This window comes from Thauera sp., from assembly GCF_034003485.1.
Classification (GTDB): domain Bacteria; phylum Pseudomonadota; class Gammaproteobacteria; order Burkholderiales; family Rhodocyclaceae; genus Thauera.
Window position 1 is genome coordinate 24,426 of the sequence record NZ_JAVEYL010000009.1, and the last position, 23,819, is coordinate 48,244.

At 68.3% G+C, this 23,819-nt stretch carries 21 protein-coding genes; 10 read left to right on the forward strand and 11 right to left on the reverse strand.

From position 1 onward, the window contains the following. Window positions 1–17: 17 nt before the first annotated feature. Window positions 18–2,702 carry an aminopeptidase N gene (pepN, locus tag RBT54_RS06600; RefSeq protein WP_320365384.1) on the forward strand — a complete coding sequence of 895 codons (2,685 nt, stop codon included), beginning with the start codon at window positions 18–20 and terminating at the stop codon, window positions 2,700–2,702. Window positions 2,703–2,897: 195 nt separating this feature from the next. Here pepN and RBT54_RS06605 read toward each other — a convergent pair whose 3' ends face one another. The 10 genes from RBT54_RS06605 to RBT54_RS06650 form a co-directional block, all read right to left on the reverse strand. Then, complete coding sequence (locus tag RBT54_RS06605) at window positions 2,898–3,344, reverse strand: CBS domain-containing protein (protein WP_320365386.1); 447 nt, start codon at window positions 3,342–3,344, stop codon at window positions 2,898–2,900. Window positions 3,345–3,473: 129 nt separating this feature from the next. Then, window positions 3,474–4,301, reverse strand: coding sequence for a pantoate--beta-alanine ligase (gene panC, locus RBT54_RS06610; protein WP_320365388.1), 828 nt, complete (start codon window positions 4,299–4,301; stop codon window positions 3,474–3,476). A gap of 49 nt (window positions 4,302–4,350) precedes the next feature. Beyond that, window positions 4,351–5,166 carry a 3-methyl-2-oxobutanoate hydroxymethyltransferase gene (panB, locus tag RBT54_RS06615; RefSeq protein WP_320365390.1) on the reverse strand — a complete coding sequence of 272 codons (816 nt, stop codon included), beginning with the start codon at window positions 5,164–5,166 and terminating at the stop codon, window positions 4,351–4,353. Between the two features lie 91 nt (window positions 5,167–5,257). Beyond that, window positions 5,258–5,896 carry a deoxynucleoside kinase gene (locus RBT54_RS06620; RefSeq protein WP_320365391.1) on the reverse strand — a complete coding sequence of 213 codons (639 nt, stop codon included), beginning with the start codon at window positions 5,894–5,896 and terminating at the stop codon, window positions 5,258–5,260. Between the two features lie 31 nt (window positions 5,897–5,927). Continuing rightward, window positions 5,928–6,311, reverse strand: coding sequence for a DMT family protein (locus tag RBT54_RS06625; protein ID WP_320365393.1), 384 nt, complete (start codon window positions 6,309–6,311; stop codon window positions 5,928–5,930). 54 nt (window positions 6,312–6,365) lie between these two features. Next, on the reverse strand, window positions 6,366–6,881 hold the full coding sequence (folK, locus tag RBT54_RS06630; RefSeq protein ID WP_320365395.1) for a 2-amino-4-hydroxy-6-hydroxymethyldihydropteridine diphosphokinase: 516 nt from the start codon (window positions 6,879–6,881) through the stop codon (window positions 6,366–6,368). 5 nt (window positions 6,882–6,886) lie between these two features. Then, entirely contained in the window at window positions 6,887–8,260 is a 1,374-nt protein-coding gene (gene pcnB / locus RBT54_RS06635) for a polynucleotide adenylyltransferase PcnB (RefSeq protein WP_320365397.1), read from the reverse strand. A gap of 144 nt (window positions 8,261–8,404) precedes the next feature. Then, the gene (locus RBT54_RS06640; protein ID WP_320365399.1) at window positions 8,405–9,067 is read right to left on the reverse strand and encodes an HAD-IB family hydrolase; all 663 of its coding nucleotides are present in this window, start codon (window positions 9,065–9,067) and stop codon (window positions 8,405–8,407) included. 14 nt (window positions 9,068–9,081) lie between these two features. Continuing rightward, window positions 9,082–9,774, reverse strand: a complete 693-nt coding sequence (gene hda, locus RBT54_RS06645) for a DnaA regulatory inactivator Hda (RefSeq protein ID WP_320365401.1) — start codon at window positions 9,772–9,774, stop codon at window positions 9,082–9,084. After that, the gene (locus RBT54_RS06650; RefSeq protein WP_320365403.1) at window positions 9,771–10,874 is read right to left on the reverse strand and encodes an AI-2E family transporter; all 1,104 of its coding nucleotides are present in this window, start codon (window positions 10,872–10,874) and stop codon (window positions 9,771–9,773) included. The genes hda and RBT54_RS06650 overlap by 4 nt, the downstream gene beginning before the upstream one ends. Window positions 10,875–11,049: 175 nt before the next feature. Between RBT54_RS06650 and purM the strand changes: the two genes are divergently transcribed. From purM to RBT54_RS06670, 4 genes are all read left to right on the forward strand, one after another. Next, the gene (gene purM, locus RBT54_RS06655; RefSeq protein WP_320365405.1) at window positions 11,050–12,117 is read left to right on the forward strand and encodes a phosphoribosylformylglycinamidine cyclo-ligase; all 1,068 of its coding nucleotides are present in this window, start codon (window positions 11,050–11,052) and stop codon (window positions 12,115–12,117) included. A gap of 96 nt (window positions 12,118–12,213) precedes the next feature. Beyond that, window positions 12,214–12,582 (forward strand): DUF2784 domain-containing protein, encoded by a 369-nt coding sequence (locus RBT54_RS06660; RefSeq protein WP_320365407.1) that lies wholly within the window; start codon window positions 12,214–12,216, stop codon window positions 12,580–12,582. A gap of 62 nt (window positions 12,583–12,644) precedes the next feature. Beyond that, on the forward strand, window positions 12,645–14,564 hold the full coding sequence (locus tag RBT54_RS06665; protein WP_320365410.1) for an ATP-binding protein: 1,920 nt from the start codon (window positions 12,645–12,647) through the stop codon (window positions 14,562–14,564). 31 nt (window positions 14,565–14,595) lie between these two features. After that, window positions 14,596–15,078, forward strand: a complete 483-nt coding sequence (locus tag RBT54_RS06670; protein WP_320365411.1) for a hypothetical protein — start codon at window positions 14,596–14,598, stop codon at window positions 15,076–15,078. Window positions 15,079–15,105: 27 nt separating this feature from the next. Here RBT54_RS06670 and RBT54_RS06675 read toward each other — a convergent pair whose 3' ends face one another. Continuing rightward, window positions 15,106–15,942: a Mut7-C RNAse domain-containing protein gene (locus tag RBT54_RS06675; protein WP_320365412.1), complete on the reverse strand. Its 837-nt coding sequence runs from the start codon at window positions 15,940–15,942 to the stop codon at window positions 15,106–15,108. A 120-nt stretch (window positions 15,943–16,062) separates the two neighbouring features. On the opposite strand from RBT54_RS06675, the gene RBT54_RS06680 reads away from it, so the two are divergent. The 5 genes from RBT54_RS06680 (at window position 16,063) to RBT54_RS06700 (ending at window position 23,798) form a co-directional block, all read left to right on the forward strand. Next, entirely contained in the window at window positions 16,063–18,687 is a 2,625-nt protein-coding gene (locus tag RBT54_RS06680) for a GDYXXLXY domain-containing protein (protein WP_320365414.1), read from the forward strand. Between the two features lie 45 nt (window positions 18,688–18,732). Next, window positions 18,733–18,990 carry a hypothetical protein gene (locus tag RBT54_RS06685; RefSeq protein ID WP_320365416.1) on the forward strand — a complete coding sequence of 86 codons (258 nt, stop codon included), beginning with the start codon at window positions 18,733–18,735 and terminating at the stop codon, window positions 18,988–18,990. A 61-nt stretch (window positions 18,991–19,051) separates the two neighbouring features. Further along, window positions 19,052–19,477: a VOC family protein gene (locus tag RBT54_RS06690; RefSeq protein ID WP_320365418.1), complete on the forward strand. Its 426-nt coding sequence runs from the start codon at window positions 19,052–19,054 to the stop codon at window positions 19,475–19,477. Window positions 19,478–19,589: 112 nt separating this feature from the next. Then, the gene (locus tag RBT54_RS06695) at window positions 19,590–20,720 is read left to right on the forward strand and encodes an efflux RND transporter periplasmic adaptor subunit (RefSeq protein WP_320365420.1); all 1,131 of its coding nucleotides are present in this window, start codon (window positions 19,590–19,592) and stop codon (window positions 20,718–20,720) included. A gap of 3 nt (window positions 20,721–20,723) precedes the next feature. After that, window positions 20,724–23,798, forward strand: coding sequence for an efflux RND transporter permease subunit (locus RBT54_RS06700; protein ID WP_320365422.1), 3,075 nt, complete (start codon window positions 20,724–20,726; stop codon window positions 23,796–23,798). Window positions 23,799–23,819 lie beyond the last annotated feature (21 nt).

Sequence of the window (23,819 nt, forward strand, 5' to 3'; positions counted from 1 at the left end):
GCACAGATGGAGAAAGAATGAGAACTGAACACGCCCCGACAATCCAGCGCGCCGACTACCAGCCGCTGCCGTGGACGGTAGACACCGTCGACCTGCACTTCCGCCTCGACGCCGATGCCACGCTCGTCACCAACCGCATGCGCTGCGTGCGCAACCGGGGCGCGGGCGAGGGGCCGATCCGGCTGTGGAGCGAAGCGCTCGAGCGCGTGTCGCTGAGCGTCGATGGCGCGGCGCCCGCGGCGATGCGCGAGACCGAGGGCGTACTCGAGATCGACGCGAGCGGCGATGTGGTGACGGTCGAGGTCGTCACCCGCATCGACCCGCGCGCCAACACCACGCTGTCGGGCCTCTACCTGTCGAATGGCGGTTTCTTCACCCAGTGCGAGGCCGAGGGGTTTCGCCGCATCACCTGCTTCCCGGACCGCCCCGATGTGATGGCGCGCTTCACCGTCACGCTGGAAGCCGACCGCGAGGCCTGCCCGGTGCTGCTCTCCAACGGCAACCTGGTCGACCAGGGCGTGCTGCCGGGAGGCCGCCATTACGCCAAGTGGGAGGACCCTTTCCCCAAGCCCTCGTATCTCTTCGCGCTGGTCGCGGCGAAGCTGGTCGCGCTCGAGCGCACCGTCACCACGATGTCGGGCCGCGAGGTGCTGCTGCAGGTGTGGGTGGAGGAAGGCAACCTCGACCGCGTCGAGCACGCGATGGATTCGCTGGTGCATTCGATGCGCTGGGACGAGGAGACCTTCGGCCTGGAGCTCGACCTCGACCGCTTCATGATCGTCGCCGTGGCCGACTTCAACATGGGGGCGATGGAGAACAAGGGCCTGAACATCTTCAACACCAAGTTCATCCTCGCCAAGCCCGACACCGCCACCGACCTCGACTACGAGAACGTGGAGAGCGTGGTCGCGCACGAGTACTTCCACAACTGGACCGGCAACCGCGTCACCTGCCGCGACTGGTTCCAGCTCACCCTCAAGGAAGGCCTCACCGTCTTCCGCGACCAGCAGTTCTCCGCCGACATGCTCGCCCGTGCCGCAGGCCCCGAGGGCGCGGCCTCGGCGCGCGCGGTCAAGCGCATCGACGACGTGCGTGTGCTGCGCGCCGCGCAGTTCCCCGAAGATGCCGGGCCGATGGCGCACCCGATCCGCCCCGACAGCTACCAGGAGATCAACAACTTCTACACCGCGACGGTGTACGAGAAGGGCGCCGAGGTCATCCGCATGCTGCACACCCTGCTCGGGCAGGAGGGCTTCCGCAACGGCATGGACCTGTACTTCAGTTACCACGACGGCCAGGCGGTGACCTGCGACGAGTTCGTCGAGGTGATGTCCGAGGCCAACAACGGCTTCGACCTCGACCAGTTCATGCGCTGGTACGAGCAGGCCGGCACGCCGCGGGTGCAGGCGAGCGGGCATTGGAACGCGGCCGACGGCAGCTACACGCTGACGCTGGCGCAATCGACGCCGGCCACGCCCGGCCAGCACGCCAAGCTGGCGCTGGTGATTCCGGTCGCGGTGGGCCTGATCGGCCCGAACGGGCGGGATTGCCCGCTGCAGCTAGAAGGCGAGTCGCAGCCCGGCGCCACCACCCGCGTGCTCCGGCTGGTCGAGGACACGCAGACCTTCCGCTTCGTCGGCCTCGCTGAAGAGCCGGTGCCCTCGCTGCTGCGCGGCTTCTCGGCGCCGGTGATCCTGGAGCTCGACGAGGACGATGCGCGCCTGGCCTTCCGCATGGCGCACGACGCCGACCCCTTCAACCGCTGGGACGCTGCGCAGCGCTACGCCGAGCGCGTCGCGCTCGCGCTCGCCGCAGACCCGGCCGCTGCGGTGCCCGAGGATTTCGTTGCCGCCTTCCGCACGCTGCTCAACGACGCCGCGCTCGATCCTGCCTTCCGCGCCCAGGCGCTCGCGCTGCCGGGCGAGGCCTATCTGCTCGAACGCATGTCCCTTGCCGATCCAGGCGCGCTGCGCCGCGCGCTGATCCGCCTGATGCGTGCGCTCGGAGGCACGCTCGCCGCCGACTGGCTGCGCGTGTTCGACGCGATGCAGGTGCCCGGCGAGTACCGCTACCACCCGGGCGATGCAGGCCGTCGTGCGCTCGCCAATCTGGCGCTGCGTTTCCTCGCCGCGGTGGGCGACGCCGATGGCCTGCAGCGCGCCGAGGCGCGCTTTGCCGCGGCCACCAACATGACCGAACGCTTCGGCGCGCTCGCGGCGCTGGTGCAGAGCGCCAGCCCGGCGCGCGCTGCCGCGTTGCAGGCCTTCCACGACCGTTACCACGACGACGCCCTGGTGCTCGACAAGTGGTTCGCGCTGCAGGCCGGCGCCTGGATGTGGGGTGCGGACGGCGAACCCGCGCTGGCGCGGGTTCAGGTACTGCTGAGCGACCCTGCCTTCAGCCTGTCGAACCCGAACAAGGTCTATGCGCTGCTCGGCACCTTCTTCCGCGCCAACCCGGGCGAGTTCCACGCCGCCGACGGCAGCGGGCATGCTTTCTGGGCCGAGCAGGTGATCGCGCTCGATGCGCGTAATCCGCAGGTCGCCGCACGCATGGCGCGCGCGCTGGAGAACTGGCGCCGCTTCACGCCGGCGCTGCAGGCCAGCATCCGCCCGCAGCTCGAGCGTGTGCTCCGCGCCGAGGGACTGTCGCCCGATGTTGCGGAGATCATCGGCAAGGCGCTGAAGCAGACAGAGGCTTGAGCGGGACGGTCGTGGGAGCGGGCGGATCCGCTCCCACGCCGAGGGATGCGCTTGCCGGAATCAAGTTGCGCCCTCACGGCCGAGGTCATGCCGGGGGAAGACGGTTAACGCAGAAACGCCGGGCCGACCCTGTCGTCGTCACCCGGCGTTTTCGTTGGCGCATGTGACCGCGGCCCGCACCTGGCGGGCGGGCGCTCACTCGGCCGCGAGATCGCCTGCGATGTAGCTTTCGAGCTGCTTGATCGTCTTCTCGTGCTGATTGACGATCGACTTGACCATGTCGCCGATGGTGACGATGCCGAGCACCTTGCCACCCTCGACCACCGGAATGTGGCGGAAGCGCTTGGCGGTCATGGTGGCCATCACATCATCGGCGGTGCCCGAAAGGCCTACCGTGTAGGGTTTGTGCGTCATCAGGTCGCCGACCTTGACGTCGCGCGACCCCAAGCCCTTCAGAACCACTTTGCGGGCATAGTCGCGCTCGGTGAAGATGCCCACGAGCTTGTCGCTTTCGGTGACCAGAACGCAGCCGATGTCGAACTGGGCCATCAGCGAAAGCGCGTCGAAGACCGAGTCGGTCGGGCGCACCGCGTGGAAAGCGCTGCCCTTCTGGTCGAGGATCTGCTTCACGGTCGTCATCATTGTCGTACTCCCCCTTCGTTGTTGAAATGCGCGCCGCAGCGAGCGGGCGGCTATTTATTGTCGAGTATTCGGTTTTTAACCAGAAGCGCGTGCGGATGCAAGGGTGGGCGTACCCTGACCAGCCCCGCCTCAGATTTCGAGGTTGTCGATCAGGCGGGTGCGGCCGAGCCTGGCTGCGGCCAGCACCACCAGTGGATCGTCCATGTGTACCGGCGGCTGCAGGTCGGCGCGGCGGCGCACCGCGACGTAGTCGGGCTCCCAGCCGGCGGCGGTGAGCTCGGCCATGGCGTCGGTCTCGAGCTTGAGCAGGTCATGGTCGCCGGCGCGAACCGCGTCGCGGATGCGGTTGAGCAGGCGATAGAGCAGGGGGGCACGCGCGCGCTCGTCCGCGCTCAGGTAGCCGTTGCGTGAGGACAGCGCCAGGCCATCCGCGGCGCGCACGGTCTCGCCCGGCAGCACTTCAATCGGCATCGCCATCTCGCGCACCATGTTCGACAGCACCATCAGTTGCTGGTAGTCCTTCTTGCCGAACAGCGCGATGTCGGGCTGGACGATGTTGAGCAGCTTCATCACCACCGTCGCCACGCCACGGAAATGACCGGCACGGAACTCACCCTCGAGGATCGAAACCTGGGCCGGCGCCGGATCGACGTGGTAGCGCTGCGGCTGCGGGTACATCACGCTCTCGTCGGGCGCGAACAGATGCGCCACACCGGCCGCCTGCAGCTTCTCGCAGTCGGCGGCGAAGGTGCGCGGGTAGCGATCGAAGTCCTCGCCAGCGCCAAACTGCAGACGATTGACGAAGATGCTGGCGATCACGCAGTCGGCATGCTCTCCGGCCTGGCGCATCAGTGCGATGTGGCCTTCGTGAAGATTGCCCATGGTGGGCACGAAGGCAACCTTGCCGCTGCGCTCGCGGGCTGCGCGCAGGCTGTCGATGGTGTCGTGGATCTGCATGGTGTAGGTAGTCGTCAGGTACGAAGGGACTGGCTGCTGGGCCGGGGAGTCAGTAGCAGTGCTCCGCGGCGGGGAAGCTGCCGTCCTTCACCGCAGCGGCATAGCGCGCCACGGCCTCTTCGATGCTTGCGGCGCCGTCCATGAAGTTGCGCACGAAGCGCGCGGTCTTGCCGGGGAAGACGCCGATCAGGTCGTGCAGCACCAGCACCTGGCCGTCGCAATCGGGGCCGGCGCCGATGCCAATGGTGGCCATGTTCTTCAGGCTGGCAGTGATGTCGGCGGCGAGCGTAGCGGGAACCATCTCCATGACCATCAGCGCGGCGCCGGCTTGCTCGAGGGCGTGTGCGTCGGCCTTGAGCCGTGCCGCACCTGCTTCGCTGCGGCCTTGAACGCGATAGCCGCCGAGCTGATGCACGGCCTGGGGCGTGAGCCCGATGTGCGCGCACACCGGTACGCCGCGCTCGACGAGGAAGCGCACGGTCTCGGCCATGAACTCGCCGCCCTCGAGCTTGACCATCTGCGCACCGGCCGCCATCAGGCGCGCAGCGTTGCGCATCGCCTGTTCGCGGCTCTCGTGGTAAGTGCCGAAGGGCATGTCGGTGACGATGAACGGACGGGCGTTGGCGCGCGCCACGCATTCGGTGTGGTAGGCCATGTGCTCGAGCGTGACCGGCAGCGTCGATTTCTGGCCTTGCAGCACGTTGCCGAGCGAATCGCCGATGAGAATCGAGTCGACACCAGCGCGGCCGAGCAGGGCGGCAAAGCTGGCGTCGTAGGCGGTCAGCATGGCGATCTTGCGGCCCTCGGCGCGCATCTTGCCGAGCTCGAAGAGATTGACGGGCTTCTGATCCTGGAGATAGCTCATTCATCGCTCCTGAAGGGAGGGCGCAGTGTTTACCAAACTGGTGCGTTGCACAAGCCTGTTTCCCCCAAATTAGTGGGGCTCCGGACCGGGTTTACCCGGCATAACCGAAGAATTCGCGGTAGCTGCGCATGTCGCGCAGGCGCTCGAGCAGCAGCTCGAAATCCTCGTCACGGTCTACCGGGTTGAGCTGTCCAGCGTCGACAATGAAGAGCGGAGCGGCGTCGTACTGGTAAAAGTAGCGGGTGTAGCGGTCGGCGACCTGCTGCAGGTAGAGCTCGGTGATGCGGCGCTCGGCCTCGAGCCCGCGCTTGCGGATGCGCTCCATCAGCGTGTCGGGCTTGGCCTGCAGGTAGATAACCAGGTCGGGGCTGTGCGTGGCCGTCGGGCGAACGCTGTCGTGGATGCGGCGGTAGAGTGCGAGCTCGTCATCGGAGAGGTTCTGCTCGGCGAACAGGCGGTCCTTGTCGAACAGGAAATCGGAAACCACACGGCGGCCTTCGCCCACCGTGCCCAGCCCCGCGAGCTGGTCGATGCGCTGGAACAGGAAGGACATCTGGGTCGCCATCGCCCAGCGCTCGGGGTGCTGGTAGAAGCGGGTGAGGAAGGGGTTGGACTCCGCCTGCTCGAACAGCGTGTCGGCCTGCAGGCGTTCGGCCAGGCGCTTTGCGAGCGAGGTCTTGCCCGCGCCGATCGGGCCCTCCACGACGATGTAATTTGCCTTGTCCAGCATGCGTGGCTGCCCCCGGGTTTGCTGCTCCGCGCTAGCTGCGGAAGATGAAATAGACCGCACCGAGCATACACAAGGCGGCCCACAGATAGTCAAGCTTGATCGGCTGCTTCATGTACAGCACGACGAAGGGCACGAACACCAGCAGGGTGATCACCTCCTGCATGATCTTGAGCTGGGCCAGGCTCAAGGCCGTGGCGCCGATGCGGTTCGCCGGCACCTGCAGCAGGTACTCAAAAAGTGCGATCCCCCAACTCACCAGCGCGGCCACATACCAGGCCTTGCCCTGCATGTTCTTGAGGTGCCCGTACCACGCGAAGGTCATGAACACGTTCGAGGCCGTCAGCAGGAGCGTGGTCTGCAGCCAGACCGGATTGGCGGCGAAGGTGCTGGTGGCGGACTGGAGCCAGGCGGGCATGGTGAGCGTGGTGCGTTGGAATCGCGGTGTCTGGTCCAGGGGCGCGCCGGTGGCTCAGCCGCGGGAGTCTCCGGGCGCGGCCGGGATCATCCTGCTGATCGCCTGGTCAGCAACCGTCGGCAGCAGCGCGGCGACCGTACCAATACCGGGAATCACCGTGTCGGGTGCGATCTCGGCCAGCGGCTGCAGGGTGAAGGCGCGCAGATGCATGCGCGGGTGCGGGACCTGCAGGCCGGGTTCGTCGATGATGCTGTCGCCATGGAGTAGCAGGTCGAGGTCCATCGTGCGCGGGGCCATGTGGAAGTTGCGCGTACGTCCACCTTCGTGCTCGATGGCGAGCAGGGCGTCGAGCAGTGGGCGGGCGGCGAGCGCGGTGTCGAGTGCGATGACGGCGTTGATGTAGTCGGGTTGCGCGCCGACACCGACCGGCGCGCTGCGGTACAGCGCGGACTGCGCCGCCACGCGCGTGCCGGGCAGGGCGTCGAGGCGCTCGAGCGCAAGCGCGAAGGCGGCGGTCGGATCGCCGAGGTTGGCACCGAAGGCGACGAAGGCACGCACGGGGCTGGGCATGGGGCTCAGGCGTCGTCGATTGCCGGCGCAGTCTCGGTCGCGTCGGCCGATGCGCCTGCGGGCTTGCGGCGCTTGCGGCGGCGCTTCTTCGCCGCAGGGGCGGCGTCGGCCGGGGCCTGGCGGATCAGCGCCTCGCGCTCATCATGGCCGGCGTGGGCGAACTCGTCCCACCAGTCGACGACCTCCATCGGAATCTCGCCCGCCTGTGCGCGCAGGTGCAGGAAGTCCCAGCCGGCGCGATAGCGCGGCTGTTCGATCACGCGATAGGGGGTCTTGCCGGCGCGCTTGTCGAAGCGTGGCTGCAGCGCCCAGATGTCCTTGATGTCGCCGGCGATGCGGCGGGTGATCGCAAGCTTGCCGGCCTGGGCATCGAGCACCTCGTCCATTGCCTCGAACAGGGCTGGCTGGCTGTGGTCGCCGGCAGCCTTCTTCTTTTCCCAGGTCTTGAGGACCTCGTTCCACAGCAGCGTGGAGAACAGGAAGCCGGGCGACACGGACTTGTCCTGGCGCACGCGCTCGTCGGTGTTCTCCAGCGCCAGGGTGACGAAGCGCTCGCCCATCGGCTGCTCGAGGATCACGTCGAGCAGCGGCAGCAGGCCGTGGTGCAGGCCCTCTTCGCGCAACTGCTGCAGGCACTTCATCGCGTGACCGGAGAAAAGCAGCTTGAGCATCTCGTCGAACAGGCGCGCGGCCGGCACGTTCTCGAGCAGCGTGGCCATCTCGCGGATCGGCGTGCGTGCCGCGGGGTCGAGGCTCAGGCCGAGCTTGGCGCCCAGGCGCACCGCGCGCAGCATGCGCACAGGATCTTCGCGGTAGCGCGTGCGCGGGTCGCCGATGACGCGCAGCGTCTTCTGCTGGATGTCGGCGACGCCGTGGTGGTAGTCGACGATGGTCTCGGTGCCGGGGTCGTAATACAGCGCGTTGACCGTGAAGTCGCGCCGGGTGGCGTCTTCCTGCTGGTTACCGAACACGTTGTCGCGCAGTACGCGACCGTGTTCGTCCGTGTCGGCGGTTTCGGCGTCCTGACTTGCGCGGAAGGTGGAGACTTCGATGGTCTCCGGTCCGCTCATCACGTGCACGATCTTGAAGCGGCGGCCGATGATGCGCGAGCGGCGGAACGCTGCGCGCACCTCCTCGGGCGTGGCGCTGGTGGCGACGTCGTAGTCCTTTGGCGGCTGGCCGATCAGCAGGTCGCGCACCGCGCCGCCGACGACGAAGGCCTTGAAGCCTTTCTCCTGCAGCACCGCGCACACCTTGCGCGCCGCGGGCGACAACTGCTCGCGGCGGACACCATGGCGTTCGACGGGAATGATGGCGGGTTCGTGGCGTGCAGCGGTCGCCGGGCGCTTGAAGACCTTGCGCAGCAGCTTGCGGATCATCGGAGTTGGAAGGGTTTCTGCATGAGGCCGCAATGATAACCGAAGCATTCGTCCGGACGAGGGGCAGGATCGGCTCTCATCGGGGCAATCGAGCCAGGAAAGACTGCTGGACGCTCGTGAGCGGCGTCACCTCGGGCGCGGGATTCAACGCAGCGAGATCACTGGCCAGCCCTTGTCCTGGGCGTGGGCGCGCAAGGTGTCGTCGGGGTCCACCGCCACCGGATCGGTGACGCGCCCCATCAGCGGCAGGTCGTTGTGCGAGTCGCTGTAGAACCAGCTCCGTTCGAAGCTGCCCAGGTGCAGGCCGAGCGACTCCAGCCAGTTGTCCACACGCTCGATCTTGCCCGCCTTGAAGGCCGGCATGCCGCGCGGCTTGCCGGTGAAGGCGCCGCTTTCCTGCGCCGGGATGGTGGCGACCAGGTGGGGGATGCCGAACTCGCGCACGATCGGGCCGGTGACGAAGGCATTGGTCGCGGTGACCACGGCGACCAGCGCGCCGCTGTCGAGGTGCTCCTGCACCAGCGCGCGCGACCTGGCAGTGATCATCGGCATCACCGAAAGATCCATGAACTCGCGGTGCCAGGCGTCGAGTTGCTCACGTGAATGGCGCGAGAGTGGCGCAAGCTGGAAGTCGAGGAACTCGAAGATGTCGAGCGTGCCGGCCTTGTACTGCTCGTAGAACTGGACGTTCTTCGCCTCCTGCACTTCACGGTCGAGCACGCCCTTGCCGATCAGGAATTGCGCCCAGGCGAAGTCGGAGTCGCCGACGAGCAGTGTGTTGTCGAGGTCGAAGAGGACGAGATTCATTGTGGCTCCGTTGTTCAGATTTCGAGCCCGTGCTGGATCATTTCGCGCAGCAGGGGCAGGGTGATGGGGCGTTTGCGCTCGAGCGAGGCGGCGTCGAGCGCGTCGAGGACGCTGCGCAGGCTGGACAGTTCGCGGCGGCCGTGGCGCAGCAGGAAGTCGACCACCTCGTCGGCTAGGCGCAGCCCGCGGCGCTCGGCCAGCGTGGCGAGGATGGCCGCGCGCGAGGCGTCGTCCAGCGGCTGCACCTCAAAGATCAGGCTCTGGCCGATGCGCGTGCGCAGGTCCTCGCGCAGGCGCAGCGCGAGCGGGGCGGCGGGGCCGGACAGCAGCAGCGACTGGCCGTTGGCGCGCGCGCGATTGAAGGCGTTGAAGAGCGCAATCTGCGCGTCGGGCGCGAGCTGGTCCACGTCGTCGATTGCGAGCAGGGCGTCGGCGGTTTCCGGCAGGCTGTCGTCGACATTGGCGGCCGCCAGCAGGTGCGCGGGTCGTCCCGCCTCGCGTGCCATCGCCACGGTGGCGCGCAGCAGGTGGCTGCGGCCGCTGCCTGCGCCACCCCACAGGTAGATGTGGCGTGCCGGCAGTTGTGCGGCGGTTGCAGGGGCTGCGAGCAGGGAGACGGTGGCGACCAGTTCGGCGTTGGTGCCGGCGACGAAGTTTTCCAGCGTGGGAGGGGCGTCGGGGCGGATGTCGAGGACGAGCTGTTTCATCGTGTGGCGCGGTCCTCGCTCTGCGCGCCAGGCTCGCTGCCCAGATACACGGGGCTGGTGAGCCAGGCCCCCTGTACTTCGCGCAGCCCGACCAGCAGCGCCGCGCTCACCGGCAGCGCGACCAGCACGCCGACGAAGCCGAACAACTGGGCGAAGGCCATCAGCGCGAAGATCACCGCGAGCGGGTGCAGGCCGATGCGCTCGCCCACCAGATACGGTGTCAGCAGGAAGCTTTCCACCAGTTGCCCCAGGCCATAGACCACCGCCACACCCACCAGCGGCGGCCAGCCTTCGGCCTGCAGCAGCGCGGCGAGGATGGCGAGGACCAGGCCGCCGCCGAAGCCCACGTATGGGATGAACACGAGCAGGCCGGTCAGCACGCCCACCGGCAGCGCGAAGTTGAGCCCGGCGAACCACAGTCCGACGCTGTAGAACACCGCAAGCAGCATCATCACCGACAGTTGCCCGCGCAGGAACTCGGACATCACCGAGTCGATGTCGTTGATGATCCGCATCGTGCGTGGCAGCCACGGGCGCGGCACGATGCGCTGGAGTGCATCGAGGATGCGCGGCCATTCCTGCAGCAGGTAGAACATCACCATCGGAATCAGGAACAGGTTGGCGACGAAGCCGAGCAGTGCCATACCGCCAGTCTTGAGGTGGCCGAGCACGATCGACACGATGTCCTGCGCGTTGGCCCAGTTCTCGGCGATCAATTCGCGGAACTGAACGGCATCGAGCTGCAGCGCGATGCCGAGCCGTGCCTGCAGCACCGGCGCCACCTGCGCGTTGAACATCTCGACCAGGTCGGGCAGGCGGCGGATCAGCATCATCGCCTCGCGATACACCATCGGCACCAGGATCAGCGCCAGCGCAATCAGCACCAGGCCGAGCGCGATGATCACCAGCAGCACCGCGAGCGCGCGCGGCACGCGCCGCGCCGCCATCCAGTTCACCGCCGGGTCGCAGATGTAGGCGAACACCGCGGCGATGACGAAGGGGGTGAGGATGGGGCCGAGCAGCCAGAACAGGCCGGCGATCGCCAGTGCGGCCGCGGTCCAGGCGAAGGTTTGCAGGTGATCGGCGCGGGGAGCGTTCATTTCAAGTAAAATCGCGGACTTGGCGCGGGGCGAAAGGCCCGCGAAACACGTAAATGTAGCCACTTGGCGTTGCGGCCTCAAGCACGGCCTGCCGCCGGGCGGTCTTCGTCCAGCACGCAGTCCGGCGTTCGTGCCGGAACTCGGCCCAGTCTATTTCGAGCCCAAAGGAATGATCTTGAGCGACAACCATCCTGCCCCTCTTGAACCCCAGGCGCCCTTGTCCTACCGCGACGCGGGCGTGGACATCGATGCTGGCGACGCGCTGGTCGACCGCATCAAGCCGCTGGCCAAGCGCACGATGCGCCCCGAGGTGCTCGGCGGCATCGGTGGCTTCGGCGCACTGTTCGAGCTGTCGAAGAAGTACAAGGAGCCAGTGCTGGTGTCCGGTACCGATGGCGTCGGCACCAAGCTCAAGCTCGCCTTCCAGTTGAACAAGCATGACACCGTTGGTCAGGATCTGGTGGCGATGAGCGTCAACGACATCCTGGTGCAGGGCGCCGAGTCGCTGTTCTTCCTCGACTACTTCGCCTGCGGCAAGCTCGACGTCGACACCGCCGCCGACGTGGTCAAGGGCATCGCCCGCGGCTGCGAGCTGGCTGGCTGCGCACTCATCGGCGGCGAAACCGCCGAGATGCCGGGCATGTACCCGGAAGGCGAATACGACCTCGCCGGCTTTGCCGTCGGCGCGGTGGAGAAGGCCGACATCATCGACGGCAGCAAGATCGTGCCGGGTGACGTGGTGCTCGGCCTGGCCTCGAGCGGTGCGCATTCGAATGGTTACTCGCTGATCCGCAAGATCATCGAGCGCGCCGGCGCCGACATGGACGCGCCCTTCCACGGCCGGCAGTTCCGCGACGTGGTCATGGAACCCACCCGCATCTACGTCAAACCGATGCTGGCCGTGATGCAGGCGATGCCCGGCGTGGTGAAGGGCATGGCCCACATCACCGGCGGTGGCATCACCGAGAACGTGCCGCGTATCCTGCGCGACGAGCTCACCGCCCGCATAGATGCCGCGACCTGGACCTTGCCGCCGCTGTTCCAGTGGCTGCAGAAGGAAGGCCAGGTCGACATGCAGGAGATGTACCGCGTGTTCAACTGCGGCATCGGCATGGCGGTGGTGGTGGCCGCGGCCGACGCCGATGCGGTGGTGGCCAGGCTGCAGGCCGAGGGCGAGACGGTGTATCGCATCGGCCGCATCGATGCCCGCAAGGACGGCGAGGCGCAGACCATCGTCGGCTGAGCGCGCCGCTCACCTCCGATCCGCCGGCCAGGACGTCCTCCGGCCGGCAAGCAGACCCGGCCGCGTGCCGGGTTTGTCGTTCATGGGAGCGCGAACATGATTCACCGCCTCGCCGCCGACGCCGTGCTGCTGCTGCATCTGGGCTTCATCCTGTTCGTGCTGCTCGGCGGCCTGCTGGCCTTGCGCTGGCGCTGGGCACCGCTGGCGCATCTGCCCGCTGCGGCCTGGGGCGTGTATGTCGAACTCAGCGGTGGTCTGTGCCCGCTGACGCCGCTGGAGAACCGCCTGCGCATCGCCGCGGGGGAGGCAGGCTATACGGGCGGTTTCATCGAGCATTATCTGCTGGCGCTGATCTACCCGGCCGGCCTCACGCACGAGATCCAGTACGTGCTCGCAGCCACCGTGGTGGGCGTGAATGGGCTCGCCTATGCCTGGGTGTGGGGCAGGCGCCGCCGACGGGAGTAGCATTGACGGCATGAGTGTCCCGGCTCGATGTCGTGACCTGAACTTGTGCACAGAGGTTTGCGATGGCCGTCAATGCAATCCCGGTGGATCAACGCGTCATCGACATCGACTCGCGGCGATTTGCCTCGATCGAAAAGGCGCTGGTGGAGCTCATCACCAACAGCGACGACAGCTATGCGCGACTCGAGCGCGCCGGCCAGACGGTCACCGGCCGCATGCTCGTGCAGTACGAGCGCCACCGGCGCGGCGCGCTGCTGACCGTGGCCGACGAGGCCGAGGGCCTGCCCTTCGCCAAGGCCTGCGCCATCCTCAGCTATGGCGGCGCCCACAGCCTGCTCGCGCAGGGCATGGCGGGTGGGCGCGGTTATTTCGGCCGGGGCCTCAAGCAGGCGATGTTCGGGCTCGGCAGCGGCTGGCTGGAGACGATCCACGACGGCCGATTGGCGCGCATCGAACTCTTCCGCGGAGAGGATGGCGCCTACCTCTATGACGACGGCGGCCACGATCGCGAGGCGACGGCCGCCGATCGCGAGCGCCTTGGCATCCCTGCAAACGGCACCCGGGTCGCGATCGTCGTCGACAGCCCGCAGGCCAGCATCTCGCAGTTCGGCGCGCTGGTGCATGCGCTCGCCGACAACATCTACCTGCGCGACGTGCTCGCGCGGCGGCACGTCGAAGTGGCGCACCTCAAGGATGGCGTCGAGGTCGAGCGCAGCCCCCGGGTGCAGTTCGAGGAGCCGCCGTCCTTCGTGCTGCTCGGCCCCGAGCTGCCCGGGCAGTTCCAGTACGAGCACCAGAGCTGGCCGTTCACGCTGACCTTGAAGCGCGCCGTGGACGACGTCGAGCTCACGCCGCGCGGCGACGAGCGCACCAGCGGCCTGCTGGTGCTGTCGGGCACCGCAGTACTGGATTGCCAGTTCTTCGACCACGAGAACCAGGTGGGCACCGAGTATCTGTTCGGCACCGTGCGCTGCCCGGCGCTGGTCGAGAAGCTCGCCGAGGGCGAGGCCGTGATCAGCGACGAGCGTGCTGGGCTCAACCGGAAGGCGCCGATCGTGGCCGCCTTCTACCGCGCGGTGAGCCGGCTGATCGCGCCGCATGTGCAGGCCGAGCAGGAGAGGCTGAGGCACCTCGAGCGCGCCACCACGTCCGGCCGTACCGCGCACATGATCGAGCATCTGCTCGAGCGCATGAACCTGGCGGCGATCCATGATTTCGGCATCGTGCGTCCTCCCGCGGCGGTGGCGCATGAGGCGCCGGAAGAGGCGGCGGCCGACCCAGCGCCGCTGCGCTTCACCACGCCCTTCTACTACCGCAGGCCCGACCACCCGTTCCACGTCCGATTGCTGATCGATCCGCAGCAGCACGGTGTCGACACCGTGCTGACCGTGGACGCCACCCTGAGCGAGGGCCTGGACATCGAGCCGGCGCCGGGGCCGATCCCGGTAGCCACACTCGGCAACGCGCGCGAGCTGACCTGGACCGCGAGGGGCGCAGCGCCGGGCGTGCGTGGCGAGCTCGTCGTGCGCGCGGGCAGCTACCTCGCCTGGAGCGAGATCGTGATTGCCGAGCACGCCGCCGGCCACGCCCATCACCCTGCGCCCCGCCATGATCCCCGGGCGGGTCACGCGCGCCGGCACCACCCGCCCAGGGACCACGGCGAGGCGATGTTCACCGGCTATGCGTTCCGCTATCTGGGCAAGGAGGCCGACCGCGCGGTGTACAGCCCCGAGGAGCGCAAGATCCTGATCAACACCGCCGCGCCCACCGTGCAGCTTTACGTCGATGGCCGCGGCAACTTCCGCGACTCGGCGCGCTTGCTGCTGGCGGAGCTGTTCCTCGACGTGATCGCCGACGAACTCGCGCGTTATCGCATCAGCCATGCCGGCCGGGCGGGCGATGTCGAGGCCTTCCTCGCCGCCAAACGCGAGATCGTCTGCCGCTACGGCAGCGACATCCATCTGTCCTTCATGGCGGCCTGAGCGGGCAGCACAGGCTCGAGAATCGGGAGTGATGCAGATGCGTGCAGTGTGGGCGAGCGGTGTGCTGGCGGCGGCCTTGTTCGTCGGCGTGTTCATGTACCTGCTGCCGCTCAAGCCGGGCGTCATCGCGCTGCAGTTCGCCTGGCACCCCCAGACCTTCGGCGGGATCATCCACCTGTGGTCGGACGCCGATCTTGCGCGCTACCGCAGCCATCTCCCCGTCGATTTCGTCGTGCTGCTCGCCTACGCCGCCTTCGGCTGGTTGCTGGCGACGCGCACGACCGTGTTTCTGCCGCTTGCGGCCTCCATGCGGCTGGTCGCGCGCCTGTGGTTGCCGCTGGCGGCGGTGTTCGATGCTGCGGAGAACGCCTTTCACTGGTGGCTGACCGAGATGCCGCGTTTCGACACGCCGGCGACTTACCTGATGTCGACCACCTGCTCGGCGCTCAAGTGGGGCTTGCTGATCGGCTTCGGGGTGCTGGTGCTGTATGCGCTGGCGCGGGCCGAGGACTGAGTGCGCGCGCGAAGGTGGAGCGCGCCGTCATTCCTGCGGCGCACCGCCGGCAAGCAGGCGGTCCACCACGGCGCGCATCCGCCGCCAGTGCGATCCCTCCCAGAACACGCGCTGGCATCGGTCGCAGGTCGAGAACCGGTCGTGGCGCGCACGCACATCCGCTGGCAGGCGATGGGCGGCGTCGGCCTTGTCGATCGGGCGCAGCGGCGCATTGCATTCCAGGCACAGGGAAAAGGGTCTTGCGCTGCGGGCGAGGTCGAGACGCTCGAAGATCTCCGCAGCCTGCTGCTCGGGCTTGAGCGCATGCACGAAGCAACCATGCGTGAGCTCGCGGCGTTTGAGCAGTTCGCGGTCGCGGGTAAGCGCGATGCGGCCTTCGCGGGCGGCGAGGGCGACGAGTTCGGCGTCGTCGTAATGGTTGTCGTAGAGTGTGTCGAAACCGGTCAGGCGCAGCAGCCGGGCCAGCCCGCCGAGGTGGGCGTCGGCGATGAAGCAGGTCACGCGCAGCGGCGTGGCGCGCACGCGCAGCAGGGGCGTGACGTCGAAGGTCTCGAAGCGCGGATAGACCGACACCCGGTCGCCGTTGGCCAGCAGGCGATCGAAGCCGACCGATTCGCCATTTACCAGCACCAGCTCGACCTCGGTATGCGGCACGCCGAGTGCCTCGATCATGTGCTTGACCGTGGCGGCGCGGGCGCAGCGGGCCTCGAACGCGCGCTGCCGGTGAGCCGGCGCGAGGAAGTCGTTGAGTTCCTCGTAGAAGCGGAACACGGCAACGACCGGCGCAACGTCCAGGGCGGGGTCGGGAGTGGGGCGCGCGCCGGGGGCCGCGTCGGGGTCTGGTAGGGGGGCCGGGGAGGGCATCGGCAAGCCTCGTGTCGGGCAGTCCGTCACGGATCAAGCATAGCGCGCGCAGCGCGAGGCGCTGATGCGCCAATCCTGCTGGTAGGCTCGAACCTCCATCTTTTTTTCGTGGGTGTGTGCATGAAGTGGACGCCTGATCAACGTGCATTGCTGCTGCGGCTGGCCGAGTCGGGCGAGCTTTGCCGCGACCAACTGGCGCACGCGAGCGGGCAGGGGGCGCTGCAGCCGACCGCCGCCGAGTGGCGGGCGTTGCTCGATCGCATCCTCGCGTTCGGCGGGGCCTTGCTGCTGACGGCTGCTGCGGTGTTCTTCCTGGCCTACAACTGGGACGCGATGCATCGCTTCGCCCGCCTCGGGGTGGTGACAGGGGTGCTCGCGGCATGTTGCGCTGGCGCACTGTTCGCGCGACCGCCGGGTGTAGGCTGGCGCGCGGCCCTGTTCGGGGCGTGCGTGGCGACCGGCGCGGTGCTGGCGCTGGTCGGGCAGACCTACCAGACCGGGGCCGACGTGTGGCAGTTGTTCGCGGCCTGGGCGGCGCTGATGCTGCCGTTCGCGTGGCTGTCGCGTTCGAGCGCGAGCTGGGTGCTGTGGCTGGGGGTGGCCAACCTCGCGTTGATGCGTGCGTTGTCGCAGTCGGTGTGGTGGGGCTTTTTCGACGCGCTCTCCAACGCGCATGCCCTGCTCGCGATCGCGGCCTTCAACCTGATCGTGTTGCTGGTCTTCGAGGGCCTTGCGCGCAGGCTGATCGTGCGCCCGACGCGCTGGATGCACCGCCTGGCGGCGCTGGGCGTGCTGGCGCCGCTGTGTGCGGGTGCCGTGCTCGGCTGGTGGGAAAGCGAATTCCGTGTCGTGGCTGCGACTTTCTCGATCGTGGCGGGGTTGGCGGCGGCCATTTACCACCGGGTGAGGCGCGACCTGCCCATCCTCGCGCTCGCGGTGTATGGCGGGATTGCGGTGCTGGCCGCCGGCCTCGTCAAGCTGCTGCGGGTGGAGAGCTTCCTGAGCATGAACCTGGTGGGGCTTTTCATCATCGGCGCATCGGCCGCTGCCGGCATGTGGCTGGCGGGGCTGCATCGGGCGGTCAGCAGCCGGCGGAGGGGCGAGATGAGCGGCTCCGTGATTGCAGCGCCGGTGCAGCCCGCCGATGCCCTGCGGGCGCACGGTGTCGTCGATGACACGCAGTACGATCGGCTCGTGGCCGTGGCACAGGTGCCGTGGTGGCTGATGCTGTTGCAGACGCTGGCGGCGTGGGTGGCGTCGGTGCTGATCCTGTCGTCCTTCATGCTGCCGCTGTCCCTGCTTGGCGACCACGCGCTGGTGAGGGCGATCGCGGGGGTGGTGCTGTGCGCGGTGGCCGTCGCCCTGTTTGGTCGCGACCGCCTGTTTACCGGACAGATGGCGCTGGCGTTCTCGCTCGCGGGTCAGGCCCTGGTGGTGTCGGCGACGGGGTCGGGCTGGGGGGCAGTCTTCGACGGTGGCCGGCTGTGGGCGGCGACTGGGCTCGTGGTCGCGGCGGCGATGATGTGGCCACGCTCGACGTCGCTGCATCGCAGCCTGTGCGCGCTGCTGATGGCCTTTCATGCGGGGGCGCTGATCGGCGAGGGGACCGGGCTGGCGGTCTATGGCGCGGGCCTGGCGGCGGCTGTCGCCACGCTGTGGTTGTCGCGGCCGCAGTGGGCGGGTGCGCGCAACGGTGGCCAGCTCGCGGCGCTCACGCGGGGCGGCACGGTGGCAGCGCTGGCCTTGCCGGCCGTCGTCGGCATCGTGGGCGAGGATGCCTGGCGCTTCGCGCTTGCGGGCGGGTCGCCCTTTGCGCCGCAGGCGGACGTGCTGTCGATCGGGGCGGGGCTGGTGTTCGTCGCCGTGGCCGGATGGCTCACGACGACGGCTGACGTACGCACGCGCCGGGCCGCGCTGGCGGCGGCGCTGGTGCTCGCCATGTTGTCGCAACCGGCGCCGGGGCTGCTGGTCGCAGCCAGCCTGGCGCTGGCCTGCTTCCACGGCGCGCACCGCGGCTTTGCGGCGCTCGCGCTTGCCGCGGCGGTGGCCTATGTCGGCGAGTACTACTACCGGCTCGACACGAGCCTGCTGGTGAAGTCCGCCTTGATGACGATCAGCGGTGGGGTGCTGCTCGCCCTGCGCCATGCCTTGCGGGCGGCAGCCCGGCCGATGGGGGCGGCCGGCGATGGGGCACGCTATCAAACCCCCCATTCGAGAGGTGAGGGCGGCGCGATGAAAGCCGGCGCCGAGCTTCGTCTCGCAGTGGTGGCCGCCTTTGCGCTCCTGGTCGGGGCGACCGTCCATTCCGTCATCCGCCTCGAGCGCGTGCTGGACGAGGGCCGCGTCGTGCTGCTCGAGCTTGCACCGGTTGATCCGCGCTCGTTGATGCAGGGCGACTACATGGGCTTGCGCTTTGCGATCGATGACGCGTTGCCGAGTCGGAATGGCGCGCCCATCGGGCCGCCGCCGCGCTTCGCTCATCTGGATGTGGATGCCGAGGGCCGCGCACGACTCGCTGGCGTTGGTGAGGAACTGCCCGTGTCGTCCGCATCGGTCGCGCTACGCATCCGCGTGCGTGACCGAGCGCTGAGCGTGGGGCCGAATGCCTTCTTCTTTCAGGAAGGGCAGGCTGCGGTTTTCGAGGGCGCACGCTGGGGCGAATTTCGCGTGGGGGCCGACGGCACTGCGCTACTCACCCATCTGCGGGACGAAAAACTGCTGCGCCTGGGGGCGCCGCGGCCTTAGCGCGTGCTATGAATGGTGAACCGAACCTGCCTGTGGAGCGCGACCATGAAGATCCGTCCTGTGCTGATGATCCTTGCTGGCCTGGCGGCGACGGCTGCCAGTGCGCTGGTGCTCACGGCTGCGCCTGCAGTGGCCGATGGCGTTGTCCCGCCTCTGCTGGGGGTGCAGCCCGATGCGTGCGTGTGCTCGCGCGGGGTCAATCTCGGCAGCGAGCGCACCGCGGAGTCGATGCTGTACAACTGCCAGTGTGGCGCGCTGCAATGCGTCGTGCATGCACAGTCCGGACAACTGCAGTGCCGTTGAGTCCCGGCGCGGCAGACGACCCGCTCCGTTCCTCACCCGCATCACCACGAGGAGCCGCAGCATGAAGCCCCGCATCAGCGTCATCACCCTCGGCGTAGACACGCTCGAGCGCGCACTCGCCTTTTATCGTGACGGGCTCGGCTGGCCGACGAAGGGCATCGTTGGCCGCGAGTTCGAGCATGGGGCCGTTGTGTTCTTCGATCTGCAGCCCGGCCTCAAGCTGGCGCTGTTCGCGCGTGCGAGTCTTGCCCACGATGCCGGCGTGGCGGTGGGTCCGGCGAGTGCAAGCGAGTGCGTGCTCAGCCACAACGTGGTGGCGCGCGGCGATGTCGACCTCGTGATCGCGCGTGCGCGTGCGGCGGGGGCGAGGATCCCGCAGCCGGCGCGGGACACCTTCTGGGGCGGATACGCGGGCTACTTTCAGGACCCCGACGGGCATCTGTGGGAGGTGGCGTGGAATCCGAAGTGGCCGTTGCCGGAGGATTGAGCGTCCCGTGCATGGTTTGGTAGAGGTCGCGGAACCGGACAGCAGATGCTTTTGTCCCTACACTTCTGGCTGTTCGCCGGCCCTCCTTTCACAGCCCTTCCGCTAACCGCCCATGCCTTCAAGTCGTCGTCCAATCATTGTTTTCAGCCTAATCGGCCTGGCTGCGCTGGCAGGCTATGCCTGGCATGCGAATCGGGCACCGGACCCGGCGACGGCGCCGTTGGCCGCCGCCCCGGCTGCGGGTGCAGGCGGGGGTGGGGGCGGTGCGCAGGCGGCTCCGGTCGTGGTGGAAACCCACATCGTGGAGACCCGTACGCTCGCCGACGACGTCACCGCGGTGGGCTCGCTGGTCTCGAACGAATCCGTTGTGCTACGCCCGGAGGTCTCCGGCCGGATCGAGGCGATCCGCTTTCGCGACGGCGAGACCGTGCGCCGTGGTGCGGTGCTGGTCGAACTCGACGCGGCCGTGGAGCGCGCCGAACTGCAGCAGGCGCGCGCCAACCTGACCCTGGCCGAATCGAACTTCCGGCGCACGCAGGATCTGTTCGGGCGCAAGTTCGTCAGCCAGAGCAGCCTCGATGACGCGCGCGCCAAGCTCGAGGTGGCGCGCGCCGGTCTCGCGCTGGCGCAGGCGCGGCTGGCGCGCATGCAGATCCGCGCGCCCTTCGACGGCGTGGTCGGCATCCGCAGCGTCAGCCCGGGCGACTTCGTCCAGGACGGCGACGCACTGATCAACCTCGAGGACATCGCCACGCTCAAGCTCGACTTCCGCCTGCCCGAGCTCTACCTCGACCGCGTGCGCCCCGGGCAGACGCTTGAGTTGTCGAGCGACGTGCTGCGGGGCGAGGTCCATACCGCGACGGTGGAGGCGATCGACCCGCTGGTCGATTCTCAGGGCCGCGCTGTGCGCCTGCGCGCCAGCCTGCGTAACCCCGACATGCGCCTGCGTCCCGGGGTGTTCGCCCGCGTGCGCCTGATCCTGGCCGAGCGCACAGAGGTGCCGGTGGTGCCCGAGGCCGCGCTGGTGCCGGCGCCGGGCAATACGCAGTTCGTTTATCGGGTGGAGGACGGCAAGGTCCAGCGCGTGAACGTGACCACCGGCCAGCGCCGCGATGCGATGGTGGAAGTGGTCGACGGCCTGGCGCCGGGCGCGGTGGTGGTGGTCGCCGGCCAGCTCAAGCTGCGCGACGGTGCGGCGGTGAAGGTGGCCGCGGTGCCGGCCGGTGTGGCGCGGGCGGACTGAACCATGGTCATTTCCGATCTCTGCATCCGCCGCCCGGTGTTCGCCACCGTGCTGTCTCTGCTCGTGCTGCTGGTCGGTCTGATGTCGTACTCGCGGCTCACCGTGCGCGAGTACCCCAACATCGACGAGCCGGTGGTGACGGTCGATACGCGCTACCGCGGCGCGAGCGCCGAAATCGTCGAGTCGCAGGTGACGAAGCCGCTGGAGGACTCGCTCGCCGGTATCGAGGGCGTCGATGTGCTGTCCTCGATCAGCCGCCAGGAGCGCAGCCAGATCACGGTGCGTTTTCGAGTCGAGCGCAATGCGGACTCGGCTGCCGCCGACGTGCGCGACCGCGTGTCGCGCGTGCGCCAGCGCCTGCCCGACGACATCGACGAGCCGGTGATCGCCAAGGTCGAGGCCGATGCCAGCCCGATCATCTGGGTGGCGTTCTCGTCCGACCGCCATGACCCGATGGAGATCAGCGACTTCGCCAACCGCGTCATCAAGCCGCGCATGCAGACGCTACCCGGTGCGGCCGACGCGCGCCTGTTCGGCGACCGGCGCTCGGCGATGCGGGTGTGGCTGGACCGCGACCGCCTGGCCGCCTTCGGCCTGACCGTGCAGGAAGTGGAAGACGCGATCCGCCGCCAGAACGTGGAGCTGCCCGCTGGGCGTATCGAGAGCCGCGAGCGCGAGTTCGCCGTGGTGGCGCAGACCGACCTGACCGAGCCCGACCAGTTCGGCGCCATCGTGCTGCGCCAGGGCGACACCGCGGACGCCTACCCGGTGCGTATCCGCGACGTGGGGCGAGTCGAGGTGGCGCCCGAGAGCGAGCGTACGTCGGTGCGCTTCATGGGCCGGCCGGCGGTGTCGATCGGTCTGATCAAGCAGTCGGTGGCCAATCCGCTCGACCTCAAGCGTGGCCTGGACGAAATGCTGCCGCGTCTGCAGGCCGAGCTCCCGGAAGGCATGTCGATGACCATCGCCAACGACACTACCGTGTTCATCGAGCGCTCGATCGACGCGGTGTTCTCCACCATATGGGAGGCCGTGCTGCTGGTGGCCGCGGTGTGCCTGTTCTTCCTGCGCAACTGGCGGGCAATGCTGGTGCCGCTGGTGACGATCCCGGTGTCGCTGGTGGGCGCGTTCACGCTGATGCTGGTGCTCGGCTTCTCGATCAACACGCTGACGCTGCTCGCGCTGGTGCTGGCGATCGGGCTGGTGGTGGACGACGCGATCGTGGTGCTGGAGAACATCTATCGCCACATCGAGGATGGCATGGAGCCGGTCGCCGCGGCTTTCAAGGGCGCGAAGGAAATCGGCTTCGCGGTGGTGGCGATGACGATCACGCTCGCGGCGGTATACGCGCCGGTGGCGTTCATGACCGGGCGCACCGGCAAGCTCTTCACCGAGTTCGCGCTCACACTCGCCGGTGCGGTGATCGTGTCCGGCTTCGTCGCGCTGACGCTGTCGCCGATGATGTGCTCGAAGCTGCTGCGTCACGAACCCAAGCACGGCCCGATCTACAACGGCATCGAGCGCTTCCTGTCGTGGCTCACCGAAGGCTACCGCGGCGTGCTCAAGCTCGCGCTGAGTGCGCGCTGGCTGGTGATGCTGGTGTTCGCGATTGTGGCGGGGAGCTCTGTCTGGCTGATGGGCCAACTGAAGAACGAGCTCGCGCCGCTCGAGGACCGTGGCCGGGTGATCGGTATGTTCACCGGTCCCGAGGGCGCCACCCTCGACTACATGTCGCGTTACGCCGAGGAGATCGAGCGCATCTACGCCGGTCTGCCCGAGGTCGATCGCTACCTGGTGATCGCCGGCAACCCGACGGTGTCGCAGGGCATCTCCTTCGTCGGCTTCAGCGACTGGTCGGAGCGGGCGCGCAAGGCCGGTGAGATTGCAGCCGAACTCCAGCCCCAGATGCGCGCCGTGCCGGGCGTGAACGCCTTTCCGATCATGCCGGCTTCGCTTGGGCAGAGCGTACGCTCGCGGCCAGTGAGCTTCGTGGTGTCCACCTCGGAGAGCTACGACGAACTCGCACGCGTGGCCGACACCTTCCTTGGCGAGATGCGCGACAACCCGGGCTTCGTGTCGCCGGACACCGACCTCAAGCTGACGATGCCTGAGCTGGCGGTGGAGGTGGACCGCGACCGTGCGGCCGACCTCGGGGTCGAGGTCGATGTGATCGCGCGCACGCTCGAGAGCATGCTCGGCGGTCGCCAGGTCACGCGCTACAAGCAGGATGCCGAGCAGTACGACGTGATCGTCCAGGTCACCGCCGACGAGCGCCGCGACCCGCGCGACATCCGCGACATTTACGTGCGTGCGCGCAACGGCGAGATGGTGCCGCTGACCAGCGTGGTGAAGGTGAGCGAGCGGGTGGCCCCGCGCGAACTCAACCACTTCGGCCAGCGCCGCTCGGTGACGATCTCGGCCAACCTGGCGCCGGACTACGCCCTGGGCGAGGCGCTGCAGTGGATGGACGACACCGCGGCGCGCATCCTGCCCCCGGGCTACAGCACCGACTACGATGGTCAGTCGCGCGAATTCAAGACCAGCTCGGAGAGCCTGGCACTGGTGTTCCTGCTTGCGCTGGCCTTCATCTATCTGGTGCTGGCCGCGCAGTTCGAGAGCTTCCGCGACCCCTTCATCATCATGCTGACGGTGCCGCTGTCGATGACCGGCGCGCTCGGTGCGCTATGGCTGACGGGCGGAACGCTCAACGTCTACAGCCAGATCGGCCTGGTGACCCTGGTGGGGCTGATCACCAAGCACGGCATCCTGATCGTGGAGTTTGCCAATCAGTTGCGCGAGCAGGGGCGTGCGCTGGGTGAGGCGGTGGTGGAGGCGGCGGTCCTGCGCCTGCGCCCGATCCTGATGACGACCGGGGCGATGGTGCTGGGTTCGCTGCCCCTGGCGCTGGCGACCGGTGCAGGCGCCGAGAGCCGTCAGCAGATCGGCTGGGTGATCGTGGGGGGCCTGCTGATCGGCACCTTCTTCACGCTGTTCGTGGTGCCGACCGTATACACGCTGCTGGCTCGCCGTGAGCGGGCCGAACTTGCTGGTGAGCCTGGCCTGCAGGGGGCCGACTGAAGGGGGCCGACTGAGGGGGGC